The organism is Arthrobacter sp. zg-Y919, assembly GCF_030142045.1.
Classification (GTDB): domain Bacteria; phylum Actinomycetota; class Actinomycetes; order Actinomycetales; family Micrococcaceae; genus Arthrobacter_B.
Genome location: NZ_CP126242.1, coordinates 963326 through 985342, shown reverse-complemented (window position 1 = coordinate 985342; position 22017 = coordinate 963326). Strand labels below are relative to the sequence as shown.

At 65.6% G+C, this 22017-nt stretch carries 22 protein-coding genes and 1 tRNA gene; 6 read left to right on the top strand and 17 right to left on the bottom strand.

The genetic code is table 11. The features are described from left to right. Positions 1 to 73: 73 nt before the first annotated feature. Genes QNO10_RS04650 through pdhA form a run of 3 tightly spaced genes read right to left on the bottom strand, consistent with a single transcriptional unit; the run spans position 74 to position 3596 of the window. Complete coding sequence (locus QNO10_RS04650; RefSeq protein WP_229950011.1) at positions 74 to 1447, bottom strand: dihydrolipoamide acetyltransferase family protein; 1374 nt, start codon at positions 1445 to 1447, stop codon at positions 74 to 76. After that, positions 1447 to 2466 (bottom strand): alpha-ketoacid dehydrogenase subunit beta, encoded by a 1020-nt coding sequence (locus tag QNO10_RS04645; protein WP_229950009.1) that lies wholly within the window; start codon positions 2464 to 2466, stop codon positions 1447 to 1449. The genes QNO10_RS04650 and QNO10_RS04645 overlap by 1 nt, the downstream gene beginning before the upstream one ends. Continuing rightward, positions 2463 to 3596: a pyruvate dehydrogenase (acetyl-transferring) E1 component subunit alpha gene (gene pdhA / locus QNO10_RS04640; RefSeq protein ID WP_442860274.1), complete on the bottom strand. Its 1134-nt coding sequence runs from the start codon at positions 3594 to 3596 to the stop codon at positions 2463 to 2465. The genes QNO10_RS04645 and pdhA overlap by 4 nt, the downstream gene beginning before the upstream one ends. Positions 3597 to 3774: 178 nt before the next feature. Between pdhA and QNO10_RS04635 the strand changes: the two genes are divergently transcribed. Beyond that, a complete protein-coding gene (locus QNO10_RS04635; RefSeq protein WP_229950008.1) occupies positions 3775 to 4263 on the top strand; it encodes an Lrp/AsnC family transcriptional regulator in 489 nt (162 codons plus the stop codon). A 37-nt stretch (positions 4264 to 4300) separates the two neighbouring features. Here the strand turns inward: QNO10_RS04635 and QNO10_RS04630 are convergent, their stop codons facing one another. Beyond that, on the bottom strand, positions 4301 to 5857 hold the full coding sequence (locus QNO10_RS04630) for a monocarboxylic acid transporter (RefSeq protein WP_229950209.1): 1557 nt from the start codon (positions 5855 to 5857) through the stop codon (positions 4301 to 4303). A gap of 68 nt (positions 5858 to 5925) precedes the next feature. Next, the gene (locus tag QNO10_RS04625) at positions 5926 to 6297 is read right to left on the bottom strand and encodes a DUF485 domain-containing protein (protein WP_229950006.1); all 372 of its coding nucleotides are present in this window, start codon (positions 6295 to 6297) and stop codon (positions 5926 to 5928) included. A gap of 225 nt (positions 6298 to 6522) precedes the next feature. Here QNO10_RS04625 and QNO10_RS04620 point away from each other — a divergent pair, with 225 nt between their 5' ends. Genes QNO10_RS04620 through QNO10_RS04605 form a run of 4 tightly spaced genes read left to right on the top strand, consistent with a single transcriptional unit; the run spans position 6523 to position 10385 of the window. Further along, positions 6523 to 7734: a sensor histidine kinase gene (locus QNO10_RS04620; protein WP_229950004.1), complete on the top strand. Its 1212-nt coding sequence runs from the start codon at positions 6523 to 6525 to the stop codon at positions 7732 to 7734. Between the two features lie 10 nt (positions 7735 to 7744). Continuing rightward, positions 7745 to 8485, top strand: coding sequence for a LytR/AlgR family response regulator transcription factor (locus tag QNO10_RS04615; RefSeq protein ID WP_229950002.1), 741 nt, complete (start codon positions 7745 to 7747; stop codon positions 8483 to 8485). After that, a complete protein-coding gene (locus QNO10_RS04610) occupies positions 8482 to 8862 on the top strand; it encodes a hypothetical protein (protein ID WP_229950000.1) in 381 nt (126 codons plus the stop codon). Before QNO10_RS04615 ends, QNO10_RS04610 begins: the two co-directional genes overlap by 4 nt. A 26-nt stretch (positions 8863 to 8888) precedes the next feature. Then, positions 8889 to 10385 carry a sodium/solute symporter gene (locus tag QNO10_RS04605; protein ID WP_229949998.1) on the top strand — a complete coding sequence of 499 codons (1497 nt, stop codon included), beginning with the start codon at positions 8889 to 8891 and terminating at the stop codon, positions 10383 to 10385. 20 nt (positions 10386 to 10405) lie between these two features. Here the strand turns inward: QNO10_RS04605 and QNO10_RS04600 are convergent, their stop codons facing one another. The 6 genes from QNO10_RS04600 to rpsB all read right to left on the bottom strand — a co-directional run bounded on the left by QNO10_RS04600 (position 10406) and on the right by rpsB (position 15723). Further along, positions 10406 to 10984, bottom strand: coding sequence for a DivIVA domain-containing protein (locus QNO10_RS04600; protein ID WP_229949995.1), 579 nt, complete (start codon positions 10982 to 10984; stop codon positions 10406 to 10408). A gap of 182 nt (positions 10985 to 11166) precedes the next feature. Continuing rightward, on the bottom strand, positions 11167 to 12054 hold the full coding sequence (locus tag QNO10_RS04595; protein ID WP_229949993.1) for a phosphatidate cytidylyltransferase: 888 nt from the start codon (positions 12052 to 12054) through the stop codon (positions 11167 to 11169). 77 nt (positions 12055 to 12131) lie between these two features. After that, positions 12132 to 12689 carry a ribosome recycling factor gene (frr, locus tag QNO10_RS04590; protein ID WP_229949991.1) on the bottom strand — a complete coding sequence of 186 codons (558 nt, stop codon included), beginning with the start codon at positions 12687 to 12689 and terminating at the stop codon, positions 12132 to 12134. Between the two features lie 292 nt (positions 12690 to 12981). After that, the gene (pyrH, locus tag QNO10_RS04585) at positions 12982 to 13713 is read right to left on the bottom strand and encodes a UMP kinase (RefSeq protein ID WP_229949989.1); all 732 of its coding nucleotides are present in this window, start codon (positions 13711 to 13713) and stop codon (positions 12982 to 12984) included. A 135-nt stretch (positions 13714 to 13848) separates the two neighbouring features. Continuing rightward, positions 13849 to 14688 (bottom strand): translation elongation factor Ts, encoded by an 840-nt coding sequence (gene tsf, locus QNO10_RS04580; protein WP_229949986.1) that lies wholly within the window; start codon positions 14686 to 14688, stop codon positions 13849 to 13851. A 129-nt stretch (positions 14689 to 14817) separates the two neighbouring features. Continuing rightward, positions 14818 to 15723, bottom strand: coding sequence for a 30S ribosomal protein S2 (gene rpsB, locus QNO10_RS04575; protein ID WP_229949976.1), 906 nt, complete (start codon positions 15721 to 15723; stop codon positions 14818 to 14820). 458 nt (positions 15724 to 16181) lie between these two features. Between rpsB and QNO10_RS04570 the strand changes: the two genes are divergently transcribed. Next, complete coding sequence (locus QNO10_RS04570) at positions 16182 to 16757, top strand: M23 family metallopeptidase (protein WP_229949974.1); 576 nt, start codon at positions 16182 to 16184, stop codon at positions 16755 to 16757. Positions 16758 to 16831: 74 nt separating this feature from the next. On the opposite strand, the gene QNO10_RS04565 is transcribed toward QNO10_RS04570, so the two are convergent. From QNO10_RS04565 to QNO10_RS04540, 6 genes are all read right to left on the bottom strand, one after another. Continuing rightward, on the bottom strand, positions 16832 to 18016 hold the full coding sequence (locus QNO10_RS04565; protein ID WP_229949972.1) for an acyl-CoA dehydrogenase family protein: 1185 nt from the start codon (positions 18014 to 18016) through the stop codon (positions 16832 to 16834). 199 nt (positions 18017 to 18215) lie between these two features. Then, a tRNA-Ile gene (locus tag QNO10_RS04560) sits at positions 18216 to 18289 on the bottom strand. Between the two features lie 60 nt (positions 18290 to 18349). Then, entirely contained in the window at positions 18350 to 19543 is a 1194-nt protein-coding gene (locus tag QNO10_RS04555) for a glycosyltransferase (protein WP_229949969.1), read from the bottom strand. Beyond that, a complete protein-coding gene (locus QNO10_RS04550; protein WP_229949966.1) occupies positions 19543 to 20472 on the bottom strand; it encodes a DMT family transporter in 930 nt (309 codons plus the stop codon). Before QNO10_RS04550 ends, QNO10_RS04555 begins: the two co-directional genes overlap by 1 nt. Before the next feature lie 48 nt (positions 20473 to 20520). Beyond that, positions 20521 to 21156, bottom strand: coding sequence for a CDP-alcohol phosphatidyltransferase family protein (locus QNO10_RS04545; RefSeq protein WP_229949963.1), 636 nt, complete (start codon positions 21154 to 21156; stop codon positions 20521 to 20523). A gap of 36 nt (positions 21157 to 21192) precedes the next feature. Continuing rightward, positions 21193 to 21981: a phage holin family protein gene (locus QNO10_RS04540; protein WP_229949961.1), complete on the bottom strand. Its 789-nt coding sequence runs from the start codon at positions 21979 to 21981 to the stop codon at positions 21193 to 21195. Between the last annotated feature and the right edge of the window lie 36 nt (positions 21982 to 22017).

Sequence of the window (22017 nt, the reverse complement as noted above, 5' to 3'; positions counted from 1 at the left end):
CACCCTGGTTCCAAACGAGCAGGGCCCGTACCGGAGCTGATCCGGTCCGGGCCCTGCCTGCGTTAATGCAGGGCTAGGCCATGGCGAGCGCCAGTGCGGGCTCGGCCAGCACGGCCCCCACGTCGGCCAGGAACCCTGCCCCCTGCTCGCCGTCCACCAAACGGTGGTCGAAGGACAGGCTCAGCGTCATCACCGATCGCAGGGCAACGGCCCCTTCGTACTCCCACGGCTGCCGCCGGACCGCCCCCAGTGCCAGGATGCCTGCTTCACCGGGATTCAGGATGGGCGTTCCGGCGTCGACGCCGAACACCCCCACATTGGAGATGGAGATGGTTCCGCCGGCCAGGTCCGCCGGCTGGGTTTTCCCGTCCCGTGCTGTCTGCGCCAGCGACGTCACCGCAGTGGCAAGTCCGTGCAGGCTCAGCGTCTGGGCATCCTTGATATTCGGAACCATCAGCCCGCGCGGCGTAGCCGCGGCAATGCCGAGGTTCACGTAGTTGTAAGTGATGATTTCCCGCGCCTGCTCGTCCCACCGCGAGTTCAGTGCAGGAAAGCGCCGCACCCCGAGACAGACCGCCTTGGCTGCCAGCGTCAGCGGGGACAGCTTCACCCCGTTGAAGGCCGGCTGCTGCCGGAGCCGCGCCAGCAGGTCCATGGTGGGAGTGACATCCACGGTGAGGAAGACAGTGGCGTGCGGCGCCGTAAAGGCACTCGCGACCATGGCGGCCGCAGTGTGCTTCCGCATGCCTGAGACCGGTATCCGCTCCTCCCGTTCCGGCGCTGCTGCCGGCGCCGGTGGCCCGGTGATCGGCAAGGTGGCGTCGGGTGGAGCCGCCGGTGAAGCAGCGCGGACGACGTCGGCACGCACCACGAGTCCGCCGGGTCCCGATCCCTGCACCTGGGTGAGGTCCACCCCCATGTCCCGGGCCAGCTTGCGGACCGGCGGCGTGGACCGCGGCCGCTCCCGGGACGGTGCGGCCATCGGGTCGGGTGCGGGTACAGGTGACGGAACAGGTTCAGGTGGTGCGGCGGGAGCAGGTGGTGCTGCGGGAGCAGGTGGTGCTGCGGGTGCAGGTGCGGGTCCGGAAGCCGGCCGCCGCCGTCGGGCCGGCCGCCCGGTGGCATCCGGCATGGCCCCGTAGCCCACCAGGTTCGGCTCCCGTTTTCCCGGCACGGGTTCCCCGGCGGCGTCGGGCGCGTCCGCACCCGCGGCCACCTCGAAGGACACGATCGGCGACCCGACCTCGACCACGGTCCCGGCCTGTTCGTGCAGGCGGGCCACGATTCCGGCGTACGGTGACGGGAGCTCGACTATGGCCTTGGCGGTCTCCACATCGGCAATTACCTGGTTCAGCTCGACGTTGTCCCCCACATTGACGTGCCAGTTCAGGATCTCGGATTCGGTGAGCCCCTCCCCCAGATCCGGAAGGCGGAATTCGCGCAGCATCAGCCCGCCGCCGATCCGGAGACCGCACCGGACAGGGAGCTGGGCCGGTCCAGGACGCAGTCCACTCCGTCGAGGATCCGGTCGAGGTCCGGAAGATGATGGGATTCGAGCCGGGCCGGCGGATACGGGATATCGAAACCCGTCACCCGCACCGGGGCGTGCTCCAGGTACTCGAAGCAGCGTTCGGTGATGCTGGCCGCAATCTCGGCACCGAGTCCGCCGGACTGGGCAGCCTCATGCGTGACCACCAGCCGGCCGGTTTTCCGGACGGATGCCTCCACGGTGGCGAAATCGATGGGCGCCAGCGACCGCAGGTCAATCACTTCAATGGAGACTCCCTCATCCGAGGCAGCCACCGCGGCATCGCGGGCGGTGGGAACAAGCGGCCCGTAGGCCACCAGCGTGACGTCGCTGCCTTCGCTCACCACGCGGGCGGCACCCATGGGCAGCTGCGCGGCTGCGGCCTCATCCACCTCCCCTTTCACGTGGTAGCGGCGCTTCGGTTCGAAGTAGAGCACCGGGTCATCGGAGGCGATGGCCTGCTGGATCATCGTGTACGCGTCCTGGGGATTGGACACACTGATCACGCGCAGCCCGGAGGTATGGGTGAAATAGGCTTCGGGTGATTCCGAGTGATGTTCCGGTGAGCCGATGCCGCCGCCGAACGGAACACGGATGGTCAGCGGCAGCTTCACGGCTCCACGGGTGCGGTAATGCATCTTCGCCACCTGGGACACAATCTGGTCGAAGGCCGGGTAGATGAACCCGTCGAACTGGATCTCCACCACGGGCCGGTAGCCGCGGAAGGCCAGGCCGACGGCGGTACCCATGATTCCCGACTCGGCGAGCGGGGTATCCACCACCCGCTGCGGCCCGAAGTCCTGCTGGAGTCCGTCGGTGATCCGGAAGACGCCGCCGAGTTTGCCAACGTCCTCACCCATAATCAGGACCTTGGGATCCTGCTCCATTGCGCGCCGCAGGCCGGCGGTGATCGCCCGGCCGAAAGTCATGCTGGTCATTTACGGTTCTCCTCGCCGGCGAAAGCGCTGAGATAGCGCGAGTACTGCTCCTGCTGGCGGTCCAGCCAGGAGTGCGGCTCGGAATAGACATGGGCGAAAACGTCCGCGGGTACAGGGTCGGGCATGCCCAGGCAGGCCGCACGCAGCTCGGCGGCTGCGGTGTCGGCACGGGTGCGGGCCTCCGCCGCGAATTCGTCGGTGAAAAGTCCCATGGACGCCAGCAGTGCCTGGACCCGGGACAGCGGATCCTTGGCGCGCCACTGTTCCAGTTCGGCGTCGTCGCGGTAGCGGGTGGGATCGTCCGCCGTGGTGTGCGGACCCATCCGGTAAGTCACGGCTTCAATGAAGGTGGGTCCGTTGCCGCTGCGGGCACGGTCCAAGGCTTCCCGGGTGGCGGCCATCACGGCCAGCACGTCGTTGCCGTCCACCCGGATGGACGGGATGCCGAAACCGGGGGCGCGGTTGGCGATGGGGACCTGGGCCTGCAGGGTCACCGGCTCGGAAATCGCCCATTGGTTGTTGGTGCAGAAGAAGACCACGGGGGCGCTGAAGCTGGCGGCGAAGACCATGGCTTCGTTGACGTCCCCCTGGCTGGTGGCTCCGTCGCCGAAGTAGCTGACGGCGGCGTCGTCGGAACCGTCACGCGTGATGCCCATGGCATAGCCGGCGGCATGCAGTGCCTGGGCACCGATGATCACCTGAGTGGGTGCCATGTTAACTGTGTAGGGGTCCCAGCCTGCGGCAGCGTTGCCGCGCCAGACCCGCATCAGGTCCTCCATGCCCACCCCGCGGCAGTAGGCGACGCCGTTCTCACGGTAGCTGGAGAAAACGAAGTCCGAGGTTCGCAGCGAGCGTCCCGACCCGATCTGTGCGGCTTCCTGGCCGAGCAGCGGCGGCCACAACCCCAGTTCGCCCTGCCGCTGCAGGGCGGTGGCTTCGGTGTCGATCCGGCGGATGACGGCCATATCGATGTACAGCTCCCGCAGGCGGGCACCGTCGATGTCCTGGACCCATCGGTCATAGAGGGGGTCCGGGGTGCGGACACCGTCCGGAGTGATCAGCTGGACGTAGGGGTCGGTGGGTGTGCTGCCGGAGTTTTCCGGGTGCCGCACCGGGGAATGCAGGGACACTTGGATACGCATCCTTCCGTGTTTCGGCCCCTGGGTGGCGGGACCAAACCGATGCCCGGGCTCCATTGCCCGGGTAAGTGTGACCCTACTCACACCCGGCACCCGGCACAACCATTCCCGGAAAAACTGGGCATCCTGCCCTATAAAGGGGAAAATCCCCGTGCTAGCGTTGCGCACTATGCAGCCCCTAGACGCCACCGACCTCCGGCTTCTGCTGGCCCTCACGGAGGATTCAACCCGGACGGCGGTGGCCCTGGCAGCGGAACTCGGCCTCTCGCGCAACACTGTCCAGGCCCGGCTGGCGGGCCTGGAACGCAAGGGGGCGTTCCTGCCGTTTGAACGGCGGATCAGCACTGCCGCGCTCGGCTATCCGCTGATGGCCTTTGTCCATGTGCATGTCCATCAACCCAGCCTGGCCCGGATCACGGCGGACCTGGCCGGCCTGCCGGAGGTGACGGAGGCCCACGGCCTCACCGGTGATGCCGATCTCCTGCTGCGCGTGGTGGCCGCGGACGCCGAGGACCTGTTCCGCATCAACAAACAGATCCTGGCCGTTGAGGGCGTCGAACGCTGCGACACCAACCTGGCCATGGGTGAACTCATTCCCCTGCGTACCGCTCCCCTGCTGCACCGCGGCGCTGCTGCAACAAAGGCAGGCCCCGCCTAAGCGGAGCCTGCCTTTGTACTGCGGTTGAACGGGACCTTTAGTGGTCCACGGCCTTCTCGGCGCCGACGCCGGTCAGGGACCGGACTTCCATTTCCGCCTGCTTGACGGCGGATTCGGTGTTCTTATCCAACACCGTGCCCAGCCAGCCCAGGAAGAAGGCCAGCGGGATGGAAACGATTCCGGGGTTGTTGAGCGGGAACCACTGGAAGTCCATACCGGCGATCATGGAGGTTTCCGCACCTGAAACCACGGGCGAGAACGCAATGAGCAGGATTGCCGACCCGAGGCCGCCGTACATGCTCCACAGGGCACCCTGCGTGGAGAACTTCCTCCAGTAGAGCGAGTAGATGATCGTGGGCAGGTTGGCACTGGCCGCCACTGCGAAGGCGAGGGCCACCAGGAAGGCGACATTCTGCCCCTGTGCACCAATGCCGCCCAGGATCGAGATGATGCCGATCACCACCACCGTGGTGCGGGCTACCTTCACCTCCCCGTCTGCGTCGACCTCACCCTTGCGGATGACGTTGGCGTAGATGTCGTGGGCGAAGGACGCTGCTGCCGTGATGGTCAGGCCGGCAACCACCGCGAGGATGGTGGCGAAGGCAACGGCGGAGATCAGTCCCAGCAGCACCGGTCCACCCAGTGCGAAGGCCAGCAGCGGTGCTGCCGAGTTCACTCCGCCTGGAGCGCTCGCGATGGCTTCCGAACCGATCAGGGCCGCGGCTCCGTAGCCGAGAACCAGCGTGAACAGGTAGAAGATGCCGATCAGCCAGATGGCCCACACGACCGAACGGCGGGCTTCCTTTGCCGTGGGAACGGTGTAGAAGCGCATCAACACGTGCGGCAAGGCTGCGGTGCCGAGCACCAGGGCCAGTCCGAGGGAGACAAAGTCCAGCTTGGAGGTCTCCGACTTGCCGTACTGCAGCCCCGGATCCAGGATGGCGGCGTTGCCGGTCGTCTCGACGGCCGCTCCAAGGAGCTCCGAGAGGTTGAACCCGTGCAGGGCCAGGACCCACACCGTCATGACGGCCGCACCGGTAATCAGCAGGAAGGCCTTGATGATCTGCACCCAGGTGGTGCCCTTCATGCCTCCGACCAGTACGTAGATGATCATCAGGGCGCCGACGACGCTGATCACCACAGACTGTCCGACCTTGCTGTCAATACCTATCAGCAGGGACACCAGACCGCCGGCGCCTGCCATCTGCGCCAGCAGGTAGAAGAAGCAGACAGCGAGCGTCGTGATGGCTGCGGCGATGCGGACAGGACGCTGCTTGAGGCGGAACGACAGCACATCCGCCATCGTGAACTTGCCTGTGTTGCGGAGCATTTCGGCGACAAGGAGCAGTGCCACCAGCCAGGCGACGAGGAACCCGATCGAATACAGGAAGCCGTCGTAGCCGTTGACCGCGATGGCTCCGACAATACCCAGGAAGGAGGCGGCCGAGAGGTAGTCGCCGGCAATGGCGGTGCCGTTCTGCGGGCCCGTGAAGGACCGGCCGGCCGCGTAGTAGTCGGCGGCCGTCTTGTTGTTGCGGCTCGCGCGAAGCACCACCACGAGGGTGACGGCAACGAACACGCCGAAGATGATCATGTTCAGCAGTCCGGTGTCCTTGATGGACTCCGCCGTGACTTCGGTGGCGGCGGAAATGTGCAGGCTGTTCACTTGGTCTCCTCCGGGCGGCGCACTCCGTGTGCCTCAAGGTCACGGCGGAGGTCCGCCGCGATGGGGTCCATCTTGCGGTTGGCGTAGCTGACGTACCACATGGTGATACCGAACGTGCTCACGAACTGCAGCAGGCCGAGGATCAGGCCCATGTTGATGTTCCCGATCACTGGGGTGGACATAAACCCGTGCGCGTAATCGGCCAGCAGGACGTAGGCGAAATACCAGACCAGGAAAACCACGGCCATCGGGAAAATAAAGCTGCGCTGGCGCTTGCGCAGTTCCTGGAACTCGGGCGAGCTCTGGACTTCCCGGAAGTCCACCTGTTCCGGGTGCGCAGCGTGTGAAACCGGCTGCTCTTCAGCCATTGTTCCTCCTTCATAGGGGCCCGCTCGGCGCGGCATCCACCTGTGGAGGTCAGGACACGACGCTGTGCAAGCTGTGACGCTCATCACTTTCCTACACCCGCGGCGTCCGTGTCCGCCCGGCGCGCTCTGCGTCGGTGAACGGTCAGTTCCATGCGGTGAACGGCGCCGAACAGCACTCAACAGCGCTAAACGGCAGTGCGGGCTCCGGGACGTTAGGGTTGGTCCATGCTGAGTCCCGCCGTCGACATCGCCCTGGTCTGCGCCATAGCCGTCCTGACAGTGGCAGCGGTGGGCACCCTCGGTTTCCGGCTCAGCCGCTCGCAGCGGGATCTGGGGTCCGACGCCGAGCGGGCCACCTACGCCACCCTCCACACCGCCTCGCTCGCGTCCGCACATCTGCGCGCCGGGCTGACCCCCGCCGGGGCGGGCCGGGCCAGCCGTCACCTGCGTGACTTGTTGGGCTGCGACACGCTGGTGATCACGGACGCGTCGGCCGTCCTGGCCTGGGACGGCACGGTCAATGACTCGCCCTTCCGCCGGGAGCGGCTGCTGGCCGCTGCGGCACTGGTCCTGGGTTCCGGCCGGACCCGGGTCTTCCGTGGTGCCGCGCTGCGGGCCCTCGGACTGCAGGACACCGGCCGCGAACTGTTGATCTCCCCCCTGCCGGTGAACGGCCAGACGGTGGGAACCGTCGCCATCTTCGCCCCGGAGGTCCGTGCCGGACTTGTCCGGGCGGTGAACGAGGTGGCGGCCTGGCTTGCCACGCAGGTGGAGCTGGCCGAGCTCGATGCCTCCCGGGCCCAGCTGATGGAGGCCGAAGTCCGGGCGCTCCGGGCGCAGATCAGCCCGCACTTCATCTACAACTCGCTGAACGCCATCGCTTCCTATATCAATACCGATCCTTCCCGTGCCCGGGAACTTGTGGTCGAGTTCGCCGATTTCACCCGCTATTCGTTCCGCCGGCACGGCAACTTCACCACCATCGCCCAGGAACTGGAATCGGTTGACCGGTACCTGCTGCTGGAGCGGGCGCGCTTTGGGGAACGGCTGAAGGTCGCCCTGCAGATTGCCCCCGAGGTGCTGGGCACGGTCATCCCGTTCCTGTCCCTGCAGCCGCTGGTGGAAAACTCTGTCCGCCACGGCCTGGAAACCAAAGACGGACAGGGACGGATCAGCATTGCCGCCGTCGACGCCGGCGCGGACGCGGTGATCACCATCGAAGACAACGGAGTGGGCATGGACCCCGACTACCTCCGCTCCGTCCTGGCCGGGCATGCCGACGGCGACCACGTGGGTCTTCGCAACGTGGACGTGCGGCTGCGGCAGGTATACGGCGAAAACCACGGGCTGGTCATTGACACTGCCCCCGGCGCCGGAACCCTGATCACCATGCGTGTTCCCAAGTCGCAGCCCGAGAACCGCCCCACGAACGCGTAACCTGTTCACCATGCGCAAACCCCTCCGGCCGCTCACCGTCGTAGTGGCCGACGACGAAGCCCCCGCCGTCGAGGAGCTCGCCTACCTCCTGGGCCAGGATGCCCGCATCGGCACGGTCCACCGGGCCGCCAGCGGCGCCCAGGCACTGCACGAGATAGAGACCCGCGACGTCGACGCCGTGTTCCTCGACATCCACATGCCCGCCCTCTCCGGACTGGAGATTGCGAAGGCGCTGGGCCGGCGGGAACGTCCCCCCGCCGTCGTCTTTGTGACCGCGGACGAGGACCAGGCCCTGCACGCCTTCGACCTGGCCGCACTGGACTACCTGCTTAAACCGGTCCGGCCGGAGCGGCTGGCCGAGTCCGTGCGGCGGATCTGCGAGACCGTTTCCGACGCCGAGCCCGAAGACGCCGACGTCGTCACCGTAGTCCAGGGTGCCACGACCAAAATCATCCCGCGCGGGGAGATCCGCTACGTCCAGGCGCAGGGTGATTACGCCCGGCTGCACACCGCGGACGCGAGCTACCTGATCCGGGTACCGCTGGCGGATCTGGAAGAACAGTGGGCCGGTGCCGGTTTCGTGCGGATCCACCGGTCGTTCCTGGTGGCGCGGAGCCACATCCGCCAGGTACGGCTGACGGGCGGCCGGACCAGTGTGCGGCTGGGCGACGTGGACCTGCCAGTCAGCCGGCGGCATCTGCCGGCAGTGCGCACCACGCTCGACGCCGGCCGCGTCCGGCCCACGCAGTGAACGGGCAGTCAACCCCGGATCCGGTGCCGGAGCGGATCCGCGTCACCGCGCCCGGCACCGGGGCGGCACCCTTCCCCGTGTCCCGGGAACTTGATGAACAGTCCGAGGTGGGCGAGCTGATCATCGGCTCGCTGATCCGCAGCCAGCTCCGACTGGCACTGGTGGTCGGCGGCGGATTCCTGCTGATCCTTCTTGGTGTCCCGGTGCTGCTGGCGTTCCTGCCGGTGATCGCCGAACTGTCGGTCTTCGGCGTCCCCGCACCGTGGATCCTGCTCGGCGTCGGTGTGTATCCGCTCGTCATCGGCTGCGGTCTGCTCTACGTGCTCAGCGCCCAGCGCAACGAAAACCGGTACCGCGACCTGATGGACGGGCAGTAGCAGTGGCCTTGGACACGGCAGCGGCTATGAGCCCCGGCATCGGCTACACAGCGCTGGCCCTGGTCTGCGCCGCAACACTGCTGATCGGGTTCTACGGACTGCGGATTTCACGGACCACCAGCGACTTCTACGTAGCATCACGCACCGTGAAGCCCTGGTGGAATGCGTCGGCCATCGGCGGTGAATACCTCTCGGCGGCCAGCTTCCTGGGGGTGGCCGGCCTGATTGTCGCTTCCGGCGTGGATGCGTTGTGGTTCCCCATCGGCTATACCGGCGGCTACCTGATGCTCCTGCTCTTCGTGGCGGCTCCGCTGCGCCGCTCCGGGGCCTACACGGTTCCGGACTTCGCCGCCGCCCGGCTGGAGTCCCTTCCGGTGCGGAGGCTGACCAGCCTGCTGGTGATCACAATCGGCTGGCTGTACATCGTGCCGCAGATGCACGGCGCGGCCCTCACCATGCGCATCACCACCGGGCTGCCCGCGTGGATCGGCTGCCTGGTAGTGACCGGCGTCGTCTGCCTGAGCGTGGTGACCGGAGGAATGCGCTCCATTACGTTTGTCCAGGCCTTCCAGTACTGGCTGAAACTGGTGGCCATTGCGGTGCCGGTGCTCTTCATTCTGTTCCGGCTTGCCGGCGACGGACCGCCGGGGGCCGACGGCGGGCAGCTCCTGGCCGAGGCGTTGAACCCGGAAACGCATGCACCGCTCTACCGGAACATTTCCCTGAGCATCGCCCTGCTCTGCGGCACCCTGGGCCTTCCGCACGTGCTGGTGCGTTTTTACACCAACCCGGACGGAGCGTCCGCCCGGCGGACCACGCTGATTGTCCTGGGCCTGCTCTCGCTGTTCTACATCTTCCCGATCACCTACGGGGTGCTGGGCAGGATCTATGCCCCGGACCTTGCGGCCGAGGGGGCGTCGGACTCCACCGTGCTGCTGCTGCCCGGGCGTGTTTTCGACGGGGCCTCCGGGGACCTGCTGGCAGCTTTGGTCACTGCCGGAGCGTTTGCCGCGTTCCTCTCCACGAGCAGCGGACTGACCGTCTCACTGGCGGGGGTGATCAGCCAGGAATTCTTCCGCGGCAGCGTCCGCGGGTTCCGGGTCTCAGCCGTGCTGGCCGCCGTCGTACCGCTGGGCATTGCCCTGCTCACCGAATCCTCGGCGCTGGCGGGGAGCGTCGGCATGGTGTTTGCGTTCACCGCGTCCACCCTCTGCCCCCTGCTCGTGCTCGGGGTCTGGTGGCGCCGGCTGACGGCACCCGGTGCCGGTGCGGGGATGCTGACGGGTGCACTGCTGTGCGGCGGTGCGATGGCGGCCGGCGCCGTCCTGCCCCGGACCGGCGCGGCAATTCCCGCCTGGATCGAGCAGCCTGCTGCGTGGACAGTGCCTGCGGCGTTTGGCGTGATGGTGCTGGTGTCCCGGATGACTGGCGGTTCCACGCCGGGCGGTGCGGCCAAATTCCTGGCCCGGCTGCATACCCCGGAGCCCCTCGACCGGGACCGGCCGGGGGCCGGAACGCCGTAGGCGCGGGACGTGGGGCGTTCTTAGTCTATGGACGCCATCAGTTCGACGACGCGGTCCAGGAAGGCGTCCACCTGGCTTTCCTCGTAGCCCTGGCCACCCTTCGTCTCGCGGAAGACGGCGCGGCGCACCACGTCAACACTGAGCGGCCGGTCATGTTCAAAGTAGCCGAGGAGCTCGTTGCACAGGGCATCAACGTCCTTGACGTTGTAGCTGGTCACGCGCTTCTTGGCCGGCCGGCGGAACCGCTCCCCCGGCTTGCGGTGCAGCCGGGCCCGGAGCACTGCGGACATCCGGCCGATCTGCAGCAGCCACGCTTCTTCTCCGCGCTCGGCAATGAGGTGGTCACGCTCGCGCTGCGCGAAGACATCCTCCAGGCGGTCCAGGGCGGCGTCCACCGCCTGCGGCTCGTAGCCGCCCTTGGCCGGATCGAAGGCCATGGACCGGACATCGGCGCTGGTGACCCGGTGGGCCGATGTCGAATCGGAGTTGTAGTAGTTCCGGGCCTTGGTCAGGAACTCATCGACCTGGCGGATGTTGTAGCCGTAGTCCCTTCGTCCCACCCGTTCGAAAGGGGCACTGGCCTGCCGCGCATCGTCCATGAATTTACTGTTCCTCTGTGGTTATTGCCTATGGAGTCGTTGCCGGTGGAGCCGGTTTTCTACCACAGGATTCCTGCCGGGCAACGTCTAAAAACTGTGAAACATCTTACGATGCCCGCACCAAAGGACCTGCCAAGGCACACCGGACGTTGCCGGACCGTTACGGTTTTACGCCGGCCGGCCTAGGAAACGGAGGAAAGCAGGACCGACAGCAGGAAGACCACCGGAGAAGCGAAGACGACTGAATCCAGCCGGTCCATCACTCCGCCATGGCCCGGCAGGAGGTTGGACATGTCCTTCACTCCGAGTTCCCGCTTGACCATGGACTCGGAGAAATCACCGGCAGTGGCTGCAGCAACGGTGGCGACGGCTAGAACCACGCCGAACCACCAGGGCTGGTCCAGGAACAGGACCGCGGCACCAACGCCTACGACGGCGGCGCCGACGGCGGATCCCGCAAAGCCTTCCCAGGACTTTTTCGGGCTGATCTTCGGCGCCATCGGATGCTTGCCGAAGAACGCGCCTACCAGGTAGCCGAACGTGTCATTGGAAACCACAAGCAGGAGCAGCACCGCAACGCTGATTTGTCCGTCCGGTTCGCGCAGCAGCAACAGGGCGAAGCTCAGCAGGAACGGCACCCAGAGAACCACGAAGATTCCCGCGAGGATGCTCTGGATCGCTTCAGCGGCAGTGTCGATGCTGCGCCACAGGAGGATTGCGACGGCGGTTGCCACCATGGCAAACGCCAAGGCCTCGGTCCCGCCGAAGAACGCCGCAAACGGCAGCGCGACGGAGCCGACCAGGACCGGCACCTGCGGCACCTTCATGCCGCGGACCTCGAGGGCACGGTTGACTTCCCAGACGCCGACGGCGGCGAAGCCGACGGCGATGATCACAATCGCGAACGGGAAGAAAAGCAGACCGATCAGCAGTGACCCCAGCAGGATCACGCCTACGGCAATGGCTGCAGGCAGGTTTCGTCCGGCTCGTGAGACCTTCACGGGCTTGTCCGTACCCCGGCGGTCGCGGGAGCGGCGGCTCCGGACCTGTCCGGGTTCAGCTGCGCTCATGTCCGTGGCCTTTGCTGCCGGAACTGTCTCGACGGACGGTGAACCGCCAGCCTGGGTGGGAGGCTGGGCGTCACTCATCAGACCTCGAGAAGCTCGGCTTCCTTGCGCTTGAGGAGCTCATCGATGGAATCGGTGTGCGCCTTGGTCAGGGCATCAAGATCCTTTTCAGCGCGGGCGCCGTCGTCCTCGCCCACCTCGCTGTCCTTGACCAGGCGGTCAATGCCGTCCTTGGCCTTGCGGCGGATGTTACGGACGGAGACCTTCGCATCCTCAGCCTTGCCGCGGACGATCTTGACGTATTCCTTACGGCGGTCCTGCGTCAGCTCGGGCATGATGACCCGGATGACCTTGCCGTCGTTGGACGGATTGGCTCCCACTTCGGAGTCGCTCAGTGCCCGCTCGATGGCCCGCAGGGCGGAGACATCGTACGGAGTGATAAGCAGGGTACGTGCGTCCGGCGTGGCGAACGACGCCAGCTGCTGCAGCTGGGTCGGGGAACCGTAGTAGTCCACCAGCACCCGGTTGAACAGTGCCGGGTTGGCGCGGCCCGTGCGGACAGCAGCGAAGTCTTCCTTAGCGACCTCCACCGCCTTGTCCATCTTGTCGGCGGCCTCTTTCAAGGTGTCTTCGATCACGGTCTCTCCTCATAAAACAGTGTCCACAAAGCGCTACCCGCTTAGTGGCTGGACTCTAATATCATCCTAAGCCAAAAGGGTGCGGGTTCCCTGCACCGAGCCCCGCCTCAGGGCTGGAGGTTGAACGGCAACCGCCCCGCTGCGGAGAACAAGGTATTGCGTTTCGAAATCAGGGGGCCCGCTCGGTCCCGTAGGGACCTGGAGGAAGGCGGCTTTAAATTCCGGAGGCCGCCTGCGGCCGAGGGGATTTCGTTGTCGCCGTTCCAGGTCCCGCAGGGACCATCACCGGACCCTAGTTCGAAACGATGGTGCCGATCTTCTCCCCACGGATGGCGCGGGTCACGTTGCCTTCACCCTCCATGCCAAAGACCACCATGTCCAGGTCGTTGTCCTTGCACATGGTCATGGCCGTCTGGTCCATCACCCGGATGTCCTGGCGCAGGGCGTCGTCGTAGGTCAGGGTCTGGAGCCGCACTGCGCTGGCATCCTTGTTGGGGTCGGCGGTGTAGACACCGTCAACGCCGCTCTTGGCCATGAGGACCTCGTCGGCGTGGACTTCGAGGGCACGCTGCGCGGCAACAGTATCCGTGGAGAAGTAGGGCAGTCCGGCACCGGCTCCGAAAATGACAACGCGGCCCTTTTCCAGGTGCCGGATGGCGCGCCGCGGGATGTACGCCTCGGCAACCTGTCCCATCGTGATGGCGCTCTGGACCCGGGTCTCGACGCCGGCCTGCTCCAGGAAATCCTGCAGGGCAAGGCAGTTCATAACTGTGCCAAGCATGCCCATGTAGTCCGCGCGGGAGCGGTCCATGCCGCTGGTGGACAGTTCGGCGCCGCGGAAGAAGTTTCCGCCGCCGACGACGATGGCCACCTCCACTTCACCGACAGTCGCTGCGATCTGCTTCGCCACTGCCCGCACCGTGTCGGGATCCACACCCAGCTTGCCGCCGCCGAACACCTCGCCGGAGAGCTTCAGCAGGACCCGTCGTCGCGGGGAATCGGTTTCTTTCAGTACGTGGGCCATTGTGCCTCCCGGGCATAGGTGCTTACTGCTTTAAGACTAGTGAGCTGTTCTGGACAGGCAAAAGGGGTGGTCACCTCGGTGACCACCCCCTCTGTCTTGATGACGTTTCCGTCGAAGCCGTTGCTGCCTAAATAATTAGGCGCCTACACGGAAGCGGGCGAAGCCTGCCGGTGCAACACCGGCTTCTTCGAGCACCTTGCCTACGGTCTTCTTAGCGTCCTTGGCGAACGGCTGGTCCACCAGGACGATTTCCTTGAAGAAACCGGTCAGGCGGCCTTCCACGATCTTCGCCAGTGCGCCTTCGGGCTTGCCCTCGGCGCGGGCCGTCTCGTCAGCGATGCGGCGTTCGTTCTCGACCGTTTCTGCCGGAACTTCGTCGCGGGTCAGGTAGGTCGGAGCGTATGCAGCGGTGTGCACGGCAATGTCGTGGGCTGCGGTTGCAGCTTCTGCGCCTTCGCCGTCAACAGCGAACAGCACGCCGACCTGCGCCGGAAGATCCTTGGAGGTCTTGTGCAGGTAAGCGTCGACAGTCTTGCCTTCGATGCGTGCCACGCGGCGGACAACAACCTTCTCGCCGAGGATGGCGCCTTCTTCGACAACAACCTCGGACAGCGGCTTGCCGTCGACGTTGAAAGCGAGGAGGGTTTCGGCGTCGCCGGCAGCGGACTCAACAGCAGCGGCCAGGACCTTGTCGGCCAGCTCGATGAACTTCGGGGACTTGGCTACGAAGTCAGTCTCGCAGTTCAGTTCGACCATGACGCCGACGGTGCCGTCGATGACCTTGGCAGCAACCAGGCCCTCAGCGGTGGAACGGCCTTCACGCTTGGTCGCACCCTTCAGGCCCTTGATGCGGATAAGCTCCATGGCCTTGTCGGCATCGCCGTTAGCCTCGTCCAGAGCCTTCTTTACATCCATCATGCCTGCGCCGGTGCGTTCGCGCAGTGCCTTGATATCAGCAGCAGTGTAGTTCGCCATTTGGACTCCAGTCCTCCCGTAATAAGTATTGGTGCGGTTCTGCCAGTGCGGCTGGCCGGTTATACCGGCCAGCCGCACCACAACCTAAGGTCCGTGGGAATCGATCCCCGGACTCAGGAAATACGTTCTTTACTTCTCGGTTACTTCGGCTGCCGGGGCGTCAACGATGGCGTCGACGTCAGCGGCGGGAGCCTCAGCAGCTTCGGCGGCGGGAGCTTCGGCAGCTTCAGCGGCCGGAGCTTCAGCAGCGGCGTCAGCGGCCGGGGTCTCAGCAGCGCCTTCGAGGAGCTCGCGCTCCCACTCGGCCAGCGGCTCAGCCGGAGCTTCCGTGTTGCCGGACTTGTTGTGGCGGACGATCAGGCCCTCAGCCACGGCGTCGGCAATGACGCGGGTCAGCAGGTTCACGGAGCGGATGGCGTCGTCGTTGCCCGGGATCGGGAAGTCGACGTCGTCCGGATCGCAGTTGCTGTCCAGGATGGCAACAACGGGGATGTTCAGCTTCTTGGCCTCGTCAATGGCGAGGTGTTCCTTCTGCGTGTCAACAATCCAGAGCAGGGACGGAGCCTTGGTCAGGTTGCGGATGCCGCCGAGGTTGGTTTCCAGCTTGGTCAGTTCACGACGGAGGAGCAGCAGCTCCTTCTTCGTGTGGCCGGAGGAAGCAACGTCGTCGAAGTTGATCTCTTCGAGTTCCTTCATGCGCTGGATGCGCTTGGCGACAGTCTGGAAGTTGGTGAGCATGCCACCGAGCCAACGCTGGTTCACGTAGGGCTGGCCAACACGGGTGGCCTGCTCTGCGATGGCTTCCTGTGCCTGCTTCTTGGTGCCGACGAACAGGACGGTTCCGCCGTGGGCGACAGTGGCCTTGACGAACTCGAAGGCACGGTCGATGTAGGACAGCGACTGCTGCAGGTCAATGATGTAGATGCCGTTGCGCTCGGTGAAGATGAAACGCTTCATCTTCGGGTTCCAACGGCGGGTCTGGTGACCAAAGTGAACGCCGCTGTCGAGCAGCTGGCGCATGGTAACGACGGGCATGTCGTCACTCCTTCCGGCAGCAGCCGTGCGCACGGCGCACTGGTCCTACTGCCAATTGACGGTTTTAGCTGTACGCCCGGGCGGGCGGAGCTCCTGGTGTCCATCAGCCGTTACCCCTGAGGGCTTCAGCATGCTTCCCCTGCCGGCGTTGCCGGACCGTTGGAGATGCACCCCCGCCGTGGCGGAGATAATTGGGACACGCGTAGTCAGATTTCCGTGCCTGTTATTCAATCCCCGGGGGTAAATCCCCAGGGGCTGAACCTGGACCAGATCCGGACGCGAGCGTCCGGGCAGGGTCCCATGGCACAGCAAGCTGCTCCGTCAAGTGTACTACAGCGCCCGGCTGCTCCTTCCCCCGCTCCTGCACCCTGCCTCCCCGCCCGGCTTCGGTCCCCCCGCGCTCCACAGGCCGCCCGGGTTGGGATCTGACGGAACCCGTCCGGGCGCACTCTTGCCAAATGAACCAACCCCATCCGCTGCTGCTTGCCGCGGTGTTGGCTGCGGCCGCACTGGCACCGGCGGCGACGGCGGACCCCGCCCCCGCGGACCCCGCTTCCTCTGCTGTTTCCGCCCCCGGTCAGGCTGCCGTTCCAACCCCAGGCACGGCTGCCGCGTATTCGCCGCCCTGGGACTGGCCGCTGGACCCGGCACCCACCCGTATCCGCTACTTTGATCCTCCGGCGCAGCCGTGGCTTGCGGGACACCGGGGAGTGGATCTCGCAGCCTCCAACGGCATGGAGATACTGGCCCCGGCGGACGGACTCGTTGTCTTTGCCGGCCGGGTGGTGGACCGGCCGGTCCTGACGATTGACCACGGCGGCGGCCTGAAGAGCAGTTTCGAACCCGTCGAGGCTTCCGTTCCGGTGGGCACGGAAGTGACTAAAGGCACCGCGATCGGGTCGGTCGGCTCCGGAGCGCACTGCAGCCTGGCATGCCTGCACTGGGGAGTGCGCCTGGACGGGGACTACGTCGATCCGCTGAATTATGTTTCCGACCGGCGGCCCTCGGTGCTGCTGCCGGTGCCGTCCCGTTAAACGTCCCGGCCGGGTCCTTGTGCAGGACCCGGCCGGGGTTCTTTACTGGTCCCGCAGACGGGATCCCGGGAGGGCTAGACGAACGCAGCCACTCCGGTGATCGCGCGTCCGGTGACCAGAGTGTTGATCTCATACGTGCCTTCGTACGAGTAGATTGCTTCGGCGTCGGCGAAGATCTTCGCCATGCCGTAGTCGGTGACAATGCCGTTGCCGCCCAGGATGCTGCGTCCCAGGGCTACGGATTCGCGCATCCGGGCGGTGGTGAAGGCCTTGGCCAGGGCGGACTGTTCGTCCTTGGCCTGTCCCAGGTCTTCGAGCTGTGCCAGGCGCACCATCATGCCCAGTGAGGCGACGGTGTTGCCCAGTATCTTCACCAGCTGTTCCTGCACCAGCTGGAAGGATGCCAGCGGCTTGCCGAACTGCTTGCGCTCCACGGCGTACTTGCGGGCGACGTCGAAGGCGGCCATCTGCTGGCCGACTGCCTGCCAGGCGACAGCCAGGCGGGTGACCTTCAGGACCTTGTTGGTGTCACGGAAGCTGTTGGCGCCCTTGAGGTGGAAGTCATCGCTCACCACAACGTTGTCGAGGACGATGTCCGCGTTCTGTACCGTCCGCAGGGCAATCTTGTTTTCGATCTTGGTTGCGCTGTAGCCGGGGGTCTTGGTGTCCACGAGGAAGCCCTTGACCTGGTTGTCTTCAAGGTCGCGGGCGTAGATGACTACCCAGTCGGAGAACGTGGCATTGCCGATCCAGCGCTTTTCACCGTTGAGGATCCAGTTGTCCCCCTCGCGGCGGGCGGTGGTGCGGGTGCCGCCGGCGACGTCGGATCCGCCCAGCGGTTCGGTCAGGCCGAACGCGCCGATCTTCTTCATGGCGTAGATGTCCGGGAGCCAGGCTGCCTTCTGCTCCTCGGAGGCCAGCGCTTCAATGGAGCCGGTGAAGAGACCGTCATGGACGCCGAGGAAGGTGGCGAAGGACGTGTCGGCGCGGGTCACTTCTGCGTGGCAGAGACCGGCGAAGAGGTTGGAGTAGCCCTGGCGGTACACCGGGCTCATAACGTCCAGTTCGGCAAGCTTGGGGATCATGTGGTGCGGGAATTCACCGGCGTTCCACCAGTCCGCTGCATGCGGCTTGACCTCTGCTGCGAGCCAGGCACGGATTTCGTGCAGGCGGTCGCGCTCCTTATCAGTGAGCAGGTCCTCGAATGCGTAGAAGTCGCCGTCCGGGTACGGAAGGTTGTCGACGTCGATAATTCCCATGGAAAATATTCCTTCGCTGCTGATCATCGGTGATCTGCTGGAACCCTTCGGGAACCGGCAGGGACCATGTTACCCACGAGTAACAACGATCACAACGTCCAGCCGGATTTGTTCCCGCCAGGGCACCACGCGGCCTGCCGGGGCAGGGAATCTCCAATGAAAAAACCCGCCAGGTACATGACCTGGCGGGTTTTGCCTGTAGGGCTGGTGGGGCTTGAACCCACGACCCACGGATTATGAGTCCGCTGCTCTGACCAGCTGAGCTACAGCCCCGGATGCCCAAAAGGCAACGATGCCATCCTAGTGGGTCCGGGGACTGGACAACCAATCAGTTCACACGACGCCTTCCGCCGGTTTCCCGCGGTAGAGGCCTTCAAAGGTGGCCAGCGTGGCCTGCAGGCTGTGCCGGTCCACCATCTCGCGGCTGAACTTGCCCATTTCCCGCCGCTGCTCCGGGGGCAGTTCCAGGATCTCCGTGATGCGGCCGGACAGCTCGTCGCTGTCCCCCGGCGTGAAGAGGTACCCGTTGCGGCCCTTGTCCACCAGATGGGGCAAGGCCATCGCGTCAGCCAGCAGCACTGGCTTCGAGGCCGACATGGCCTCCAGCGTGACCAGGGACTGCAGTTCGGCGGTGCCGGGCATGCAGAACAGATCCGCCCGGAGGTACGCCTCGCGCAGTTCCTCATCGGAGACCAACCCGCGGAAGACCACCCGGTCCTGCAGGCCCAGCCGCTGCACCTGGGCTTCCAAGGCAGTGCGGACCTCGCCGCCGCCGATAATCTCCGCCCGCACGCCCAGGTGGGTGGGGGTCTTGGCGACGGCGTCAATCAGCACGTCCACGTGTTTTTCTTCGGCTAGCCGGCCGACAAAGAGGACCGTGGGAGCCTCGTGCGGGGTGATCTGCTCACCCTCATGCAGCTCGTAAACCGATGCATCAATCCCGTTGGAGAGCGGCATCACGTCGTGCAGGAAGGCGTGGCGGTGCATTGCTTCGGCAGCCAGCGGCGTAGGCGTGGTGACTACCTGGGCCTGGCCCATCACCTTGCCCATGTCCTTCCAGGAGTTGGTGGCCACAATCCGCTTGAGCCATTTCGGGAACGGCAGGAACGGGTCCAGGTTCGCCGGCATGAAGTGGTTGGTCGCGATCACGCGGATGCCGCGCTTGCGGGCCTCGTAGAGGGTGTACTCCCCCACCATGTAGTGGCACTGGATGTGCACGACGTCGGGCTGCACCCGGTCGAACAGCAGTGTGATTTCCTTCTTGATCTCCCACGGCAGGCAGATCCGCCAGTACTCGTGGGTGGGAACTCCGTGGGAACGCAGGCGGTGGACCGGCCATTCACCGTCGAGGTCGCTGCGGCTCCCGCCGTCGACGTCGTTCGGCGCCAGGACGTGCACATTGTGCCCGAGCCCGTGCATTCCCTGGGCCAGCCGGAAGCCGAACTGGGCGGCGCCGTTCAGGTGGGGAGGGTATGTGTCACAGGCAATGAGGATCGTCAGCGGTTTGTCTACCGGGGCGTCGGTCACTATGAAGGTCCTGCTTTCGGATTCTTTGAGGCCGGCTTTTGCCGCCTCCGCTCTTCGTTCCGACGCTTGATGACGTCAGGGTGGTACCTCGAAAGGGCAACGACCCCAACAATAGCAATGAGCGCAGCAATCGACATGGCCACGGCGGCGACGGCCGGGACATCCGGGCGCAGTTCGTGCAGGACTCCGATGCCGATGGCGATCCCCACCATCGGGTCGATCACCGTCAGTCCGGCGATCACCAGGTCCGGCGGGCCGCTCGAGTACGCGTTCTGCACAAACCAGGATCCCAGCGCACCGGCAGCGGCAATGGCCACGATGGTGTACCACGGGACGTTCAGCAGGAACCGGCCGTTGGGGTTCAGCAGGTCGCCGGCGATGACCTTGGTCAGGACGGCCACGAACCCGAAGAGCACGCCGGCACCGAGGATGTGGGCAATGGCCTTGAGCCGCTTGCCGAAGACCAGGTTCAGGCCGCCGAAGAAAACCACAACGACGGCGAGGATGAGGACAATGGTTATTTCCTGCCGGGGCTCCACCACCTGTTCGGTGCGCGTCACGAGGATGGCCAGCGACACGAACAGCATGCTGCCGGCCACGCACGCCGTGATCGCTGCGACGGTGATGCGGTTCAGGTGCAGGCCCTGGTCCCGTGAATTCACCACGGTGGTGATCACCAGCGCAATGGAACCGATGGGCTGCACGACCGTCAGCGGAGCCATGGACAGCGCGGCCACATTCAGGGCCATGCCGGTGCCCAGCAGGAGAAGGCCAAAAAGCCAGCGGGGATTGCGCAGCAGGCGGGTGATCTGGGACGAGTTCAGGGACAGCCCGCCGGTGTCGGCGCTGACTGCGCTTCCCTGGCGCTGGGCGCCGAAGGCAAGGAAGAAGGCGCTGGCCAGGGCGCAGGCGACGGCGATGCCTACCATCGTCGCGCTCCCGGGGTTGGCGCGGCTACCGGCCGGAGGGATGGAGTCCTAGGGTGCATGGCCGGTTCCGGCCGTGGCGTGCCCGCGCTGGTGCAGATACTTCCGCCAGGCGGCGACCAGGTATCCGGCGGAGGCTGCGACATGGCCGATGCACCCCAGGGCGAGCATAAGCAGGCCGGCGGACGCCAGCTCCCGGAACCCAAACCCTTCAACCCGGTCCAGCAGCAGCAGGAGCGTGCCAAGGACCAGCAGCGCGGTGCGGATCTTGCCAAGGATGCTGACCTCCACCTGGGGGCTGCCCCGGAAGAGCAGCAGCGAGTTGATGGTCAGGAGGGCGTCGGGAATGGCGATGCTGAGGATCAGCCAGGCCGGGGCAATGCCGTCCACCACGAAGGTGGCCGCCACGATGATGAGCGCGACGCGGTCCGCCACGGGGTCCAGCCACTGACCCGTCGTGGAAACCTGGTTCAGCCGGCGGGCCAGATATCCGTCCACCCAGTCCGTGCACCCCACCGCTGCCAGGGTCAGGAAGGCGCTCCCATAGCGGTCCTGGCTGACGAACAACACAAACAGGGGGATGCCGAGAAAGCGAAGGACCGTGACCAGATTCGGTATGGTCCAGAACCGTTCCAATACGGTGATTTCCGTATCGGGACGCGCTCCGGCACCGATGAATCTGATCACGGTCCGTTCCCCTCGTCAAAGATGTACGAGTACAGCTTACTTTTGTGCGAGCCGCCGGAACATGATGAGCAGTGCAAGCAGGGATGCGGCCATTACCGACAGCGGCTGCCAGCGTTCCTTGATCATGGCCAGGACATCGTCCGACGTGGACGGCGCACCGGTGCTGTCCCCGGTGCCGCGTGATGCGGCGGCGCGGCGGGATTTCAGCTCCTTGATGCGTGCCTTGACGTCGACCTTTTCGCCCAGTCCGTCACGGACGGCGGCGAGGTGCTCGCGGCGCTGCCGGGCACGGGTGCGCAGTTCCTCGGGCGTGGGCGGCTTCGGGCCTTCGGGCTGGTCGGCCTTCTCCGCCTTCTTGTCCTTCTTCTCCTTCGGCTCCTTGGGCTTGTCCAGGGTTGCCGGGTCGAAGCTGCGGCCTTCCTTCAGCACGCCGACGTCGTAGCGCACGCCGCGGATGGCCTCTTCGGGAAGCAGGGGCAGTGCCTTCTTGAAGCGGCTGTAGCCGATAAACCCGGCGATGCCTGCGATCACAAGGAAGAGCGCGGCGACCAGCAGACCGGCCAGCCAGCCCGGGAGGACCAGTGAAAGCGCCAGGATGGCGGCCACGAGCAGGGAAATGGCCAGCGCAGCAACCATCAGCAGCGCCACCACTATAAAGGCCGCCGCGATGCCGGCTTTGATGCCCTTCTGCTTCATTTCCGCTGTGGCGAGGGCAAACTCGTCATTCAGCTGACGCGGTGTCAGGCGGGCCAGAACCTTCGCCAGCCCCACCAGCGACGAGCTTCCTGCCGTGCGCTGCGTCCGAGTGCTAGCGGAGCGGTTCATGCGCCCAGCCTCCGTCTGTTGAGTATTCACCGTTGC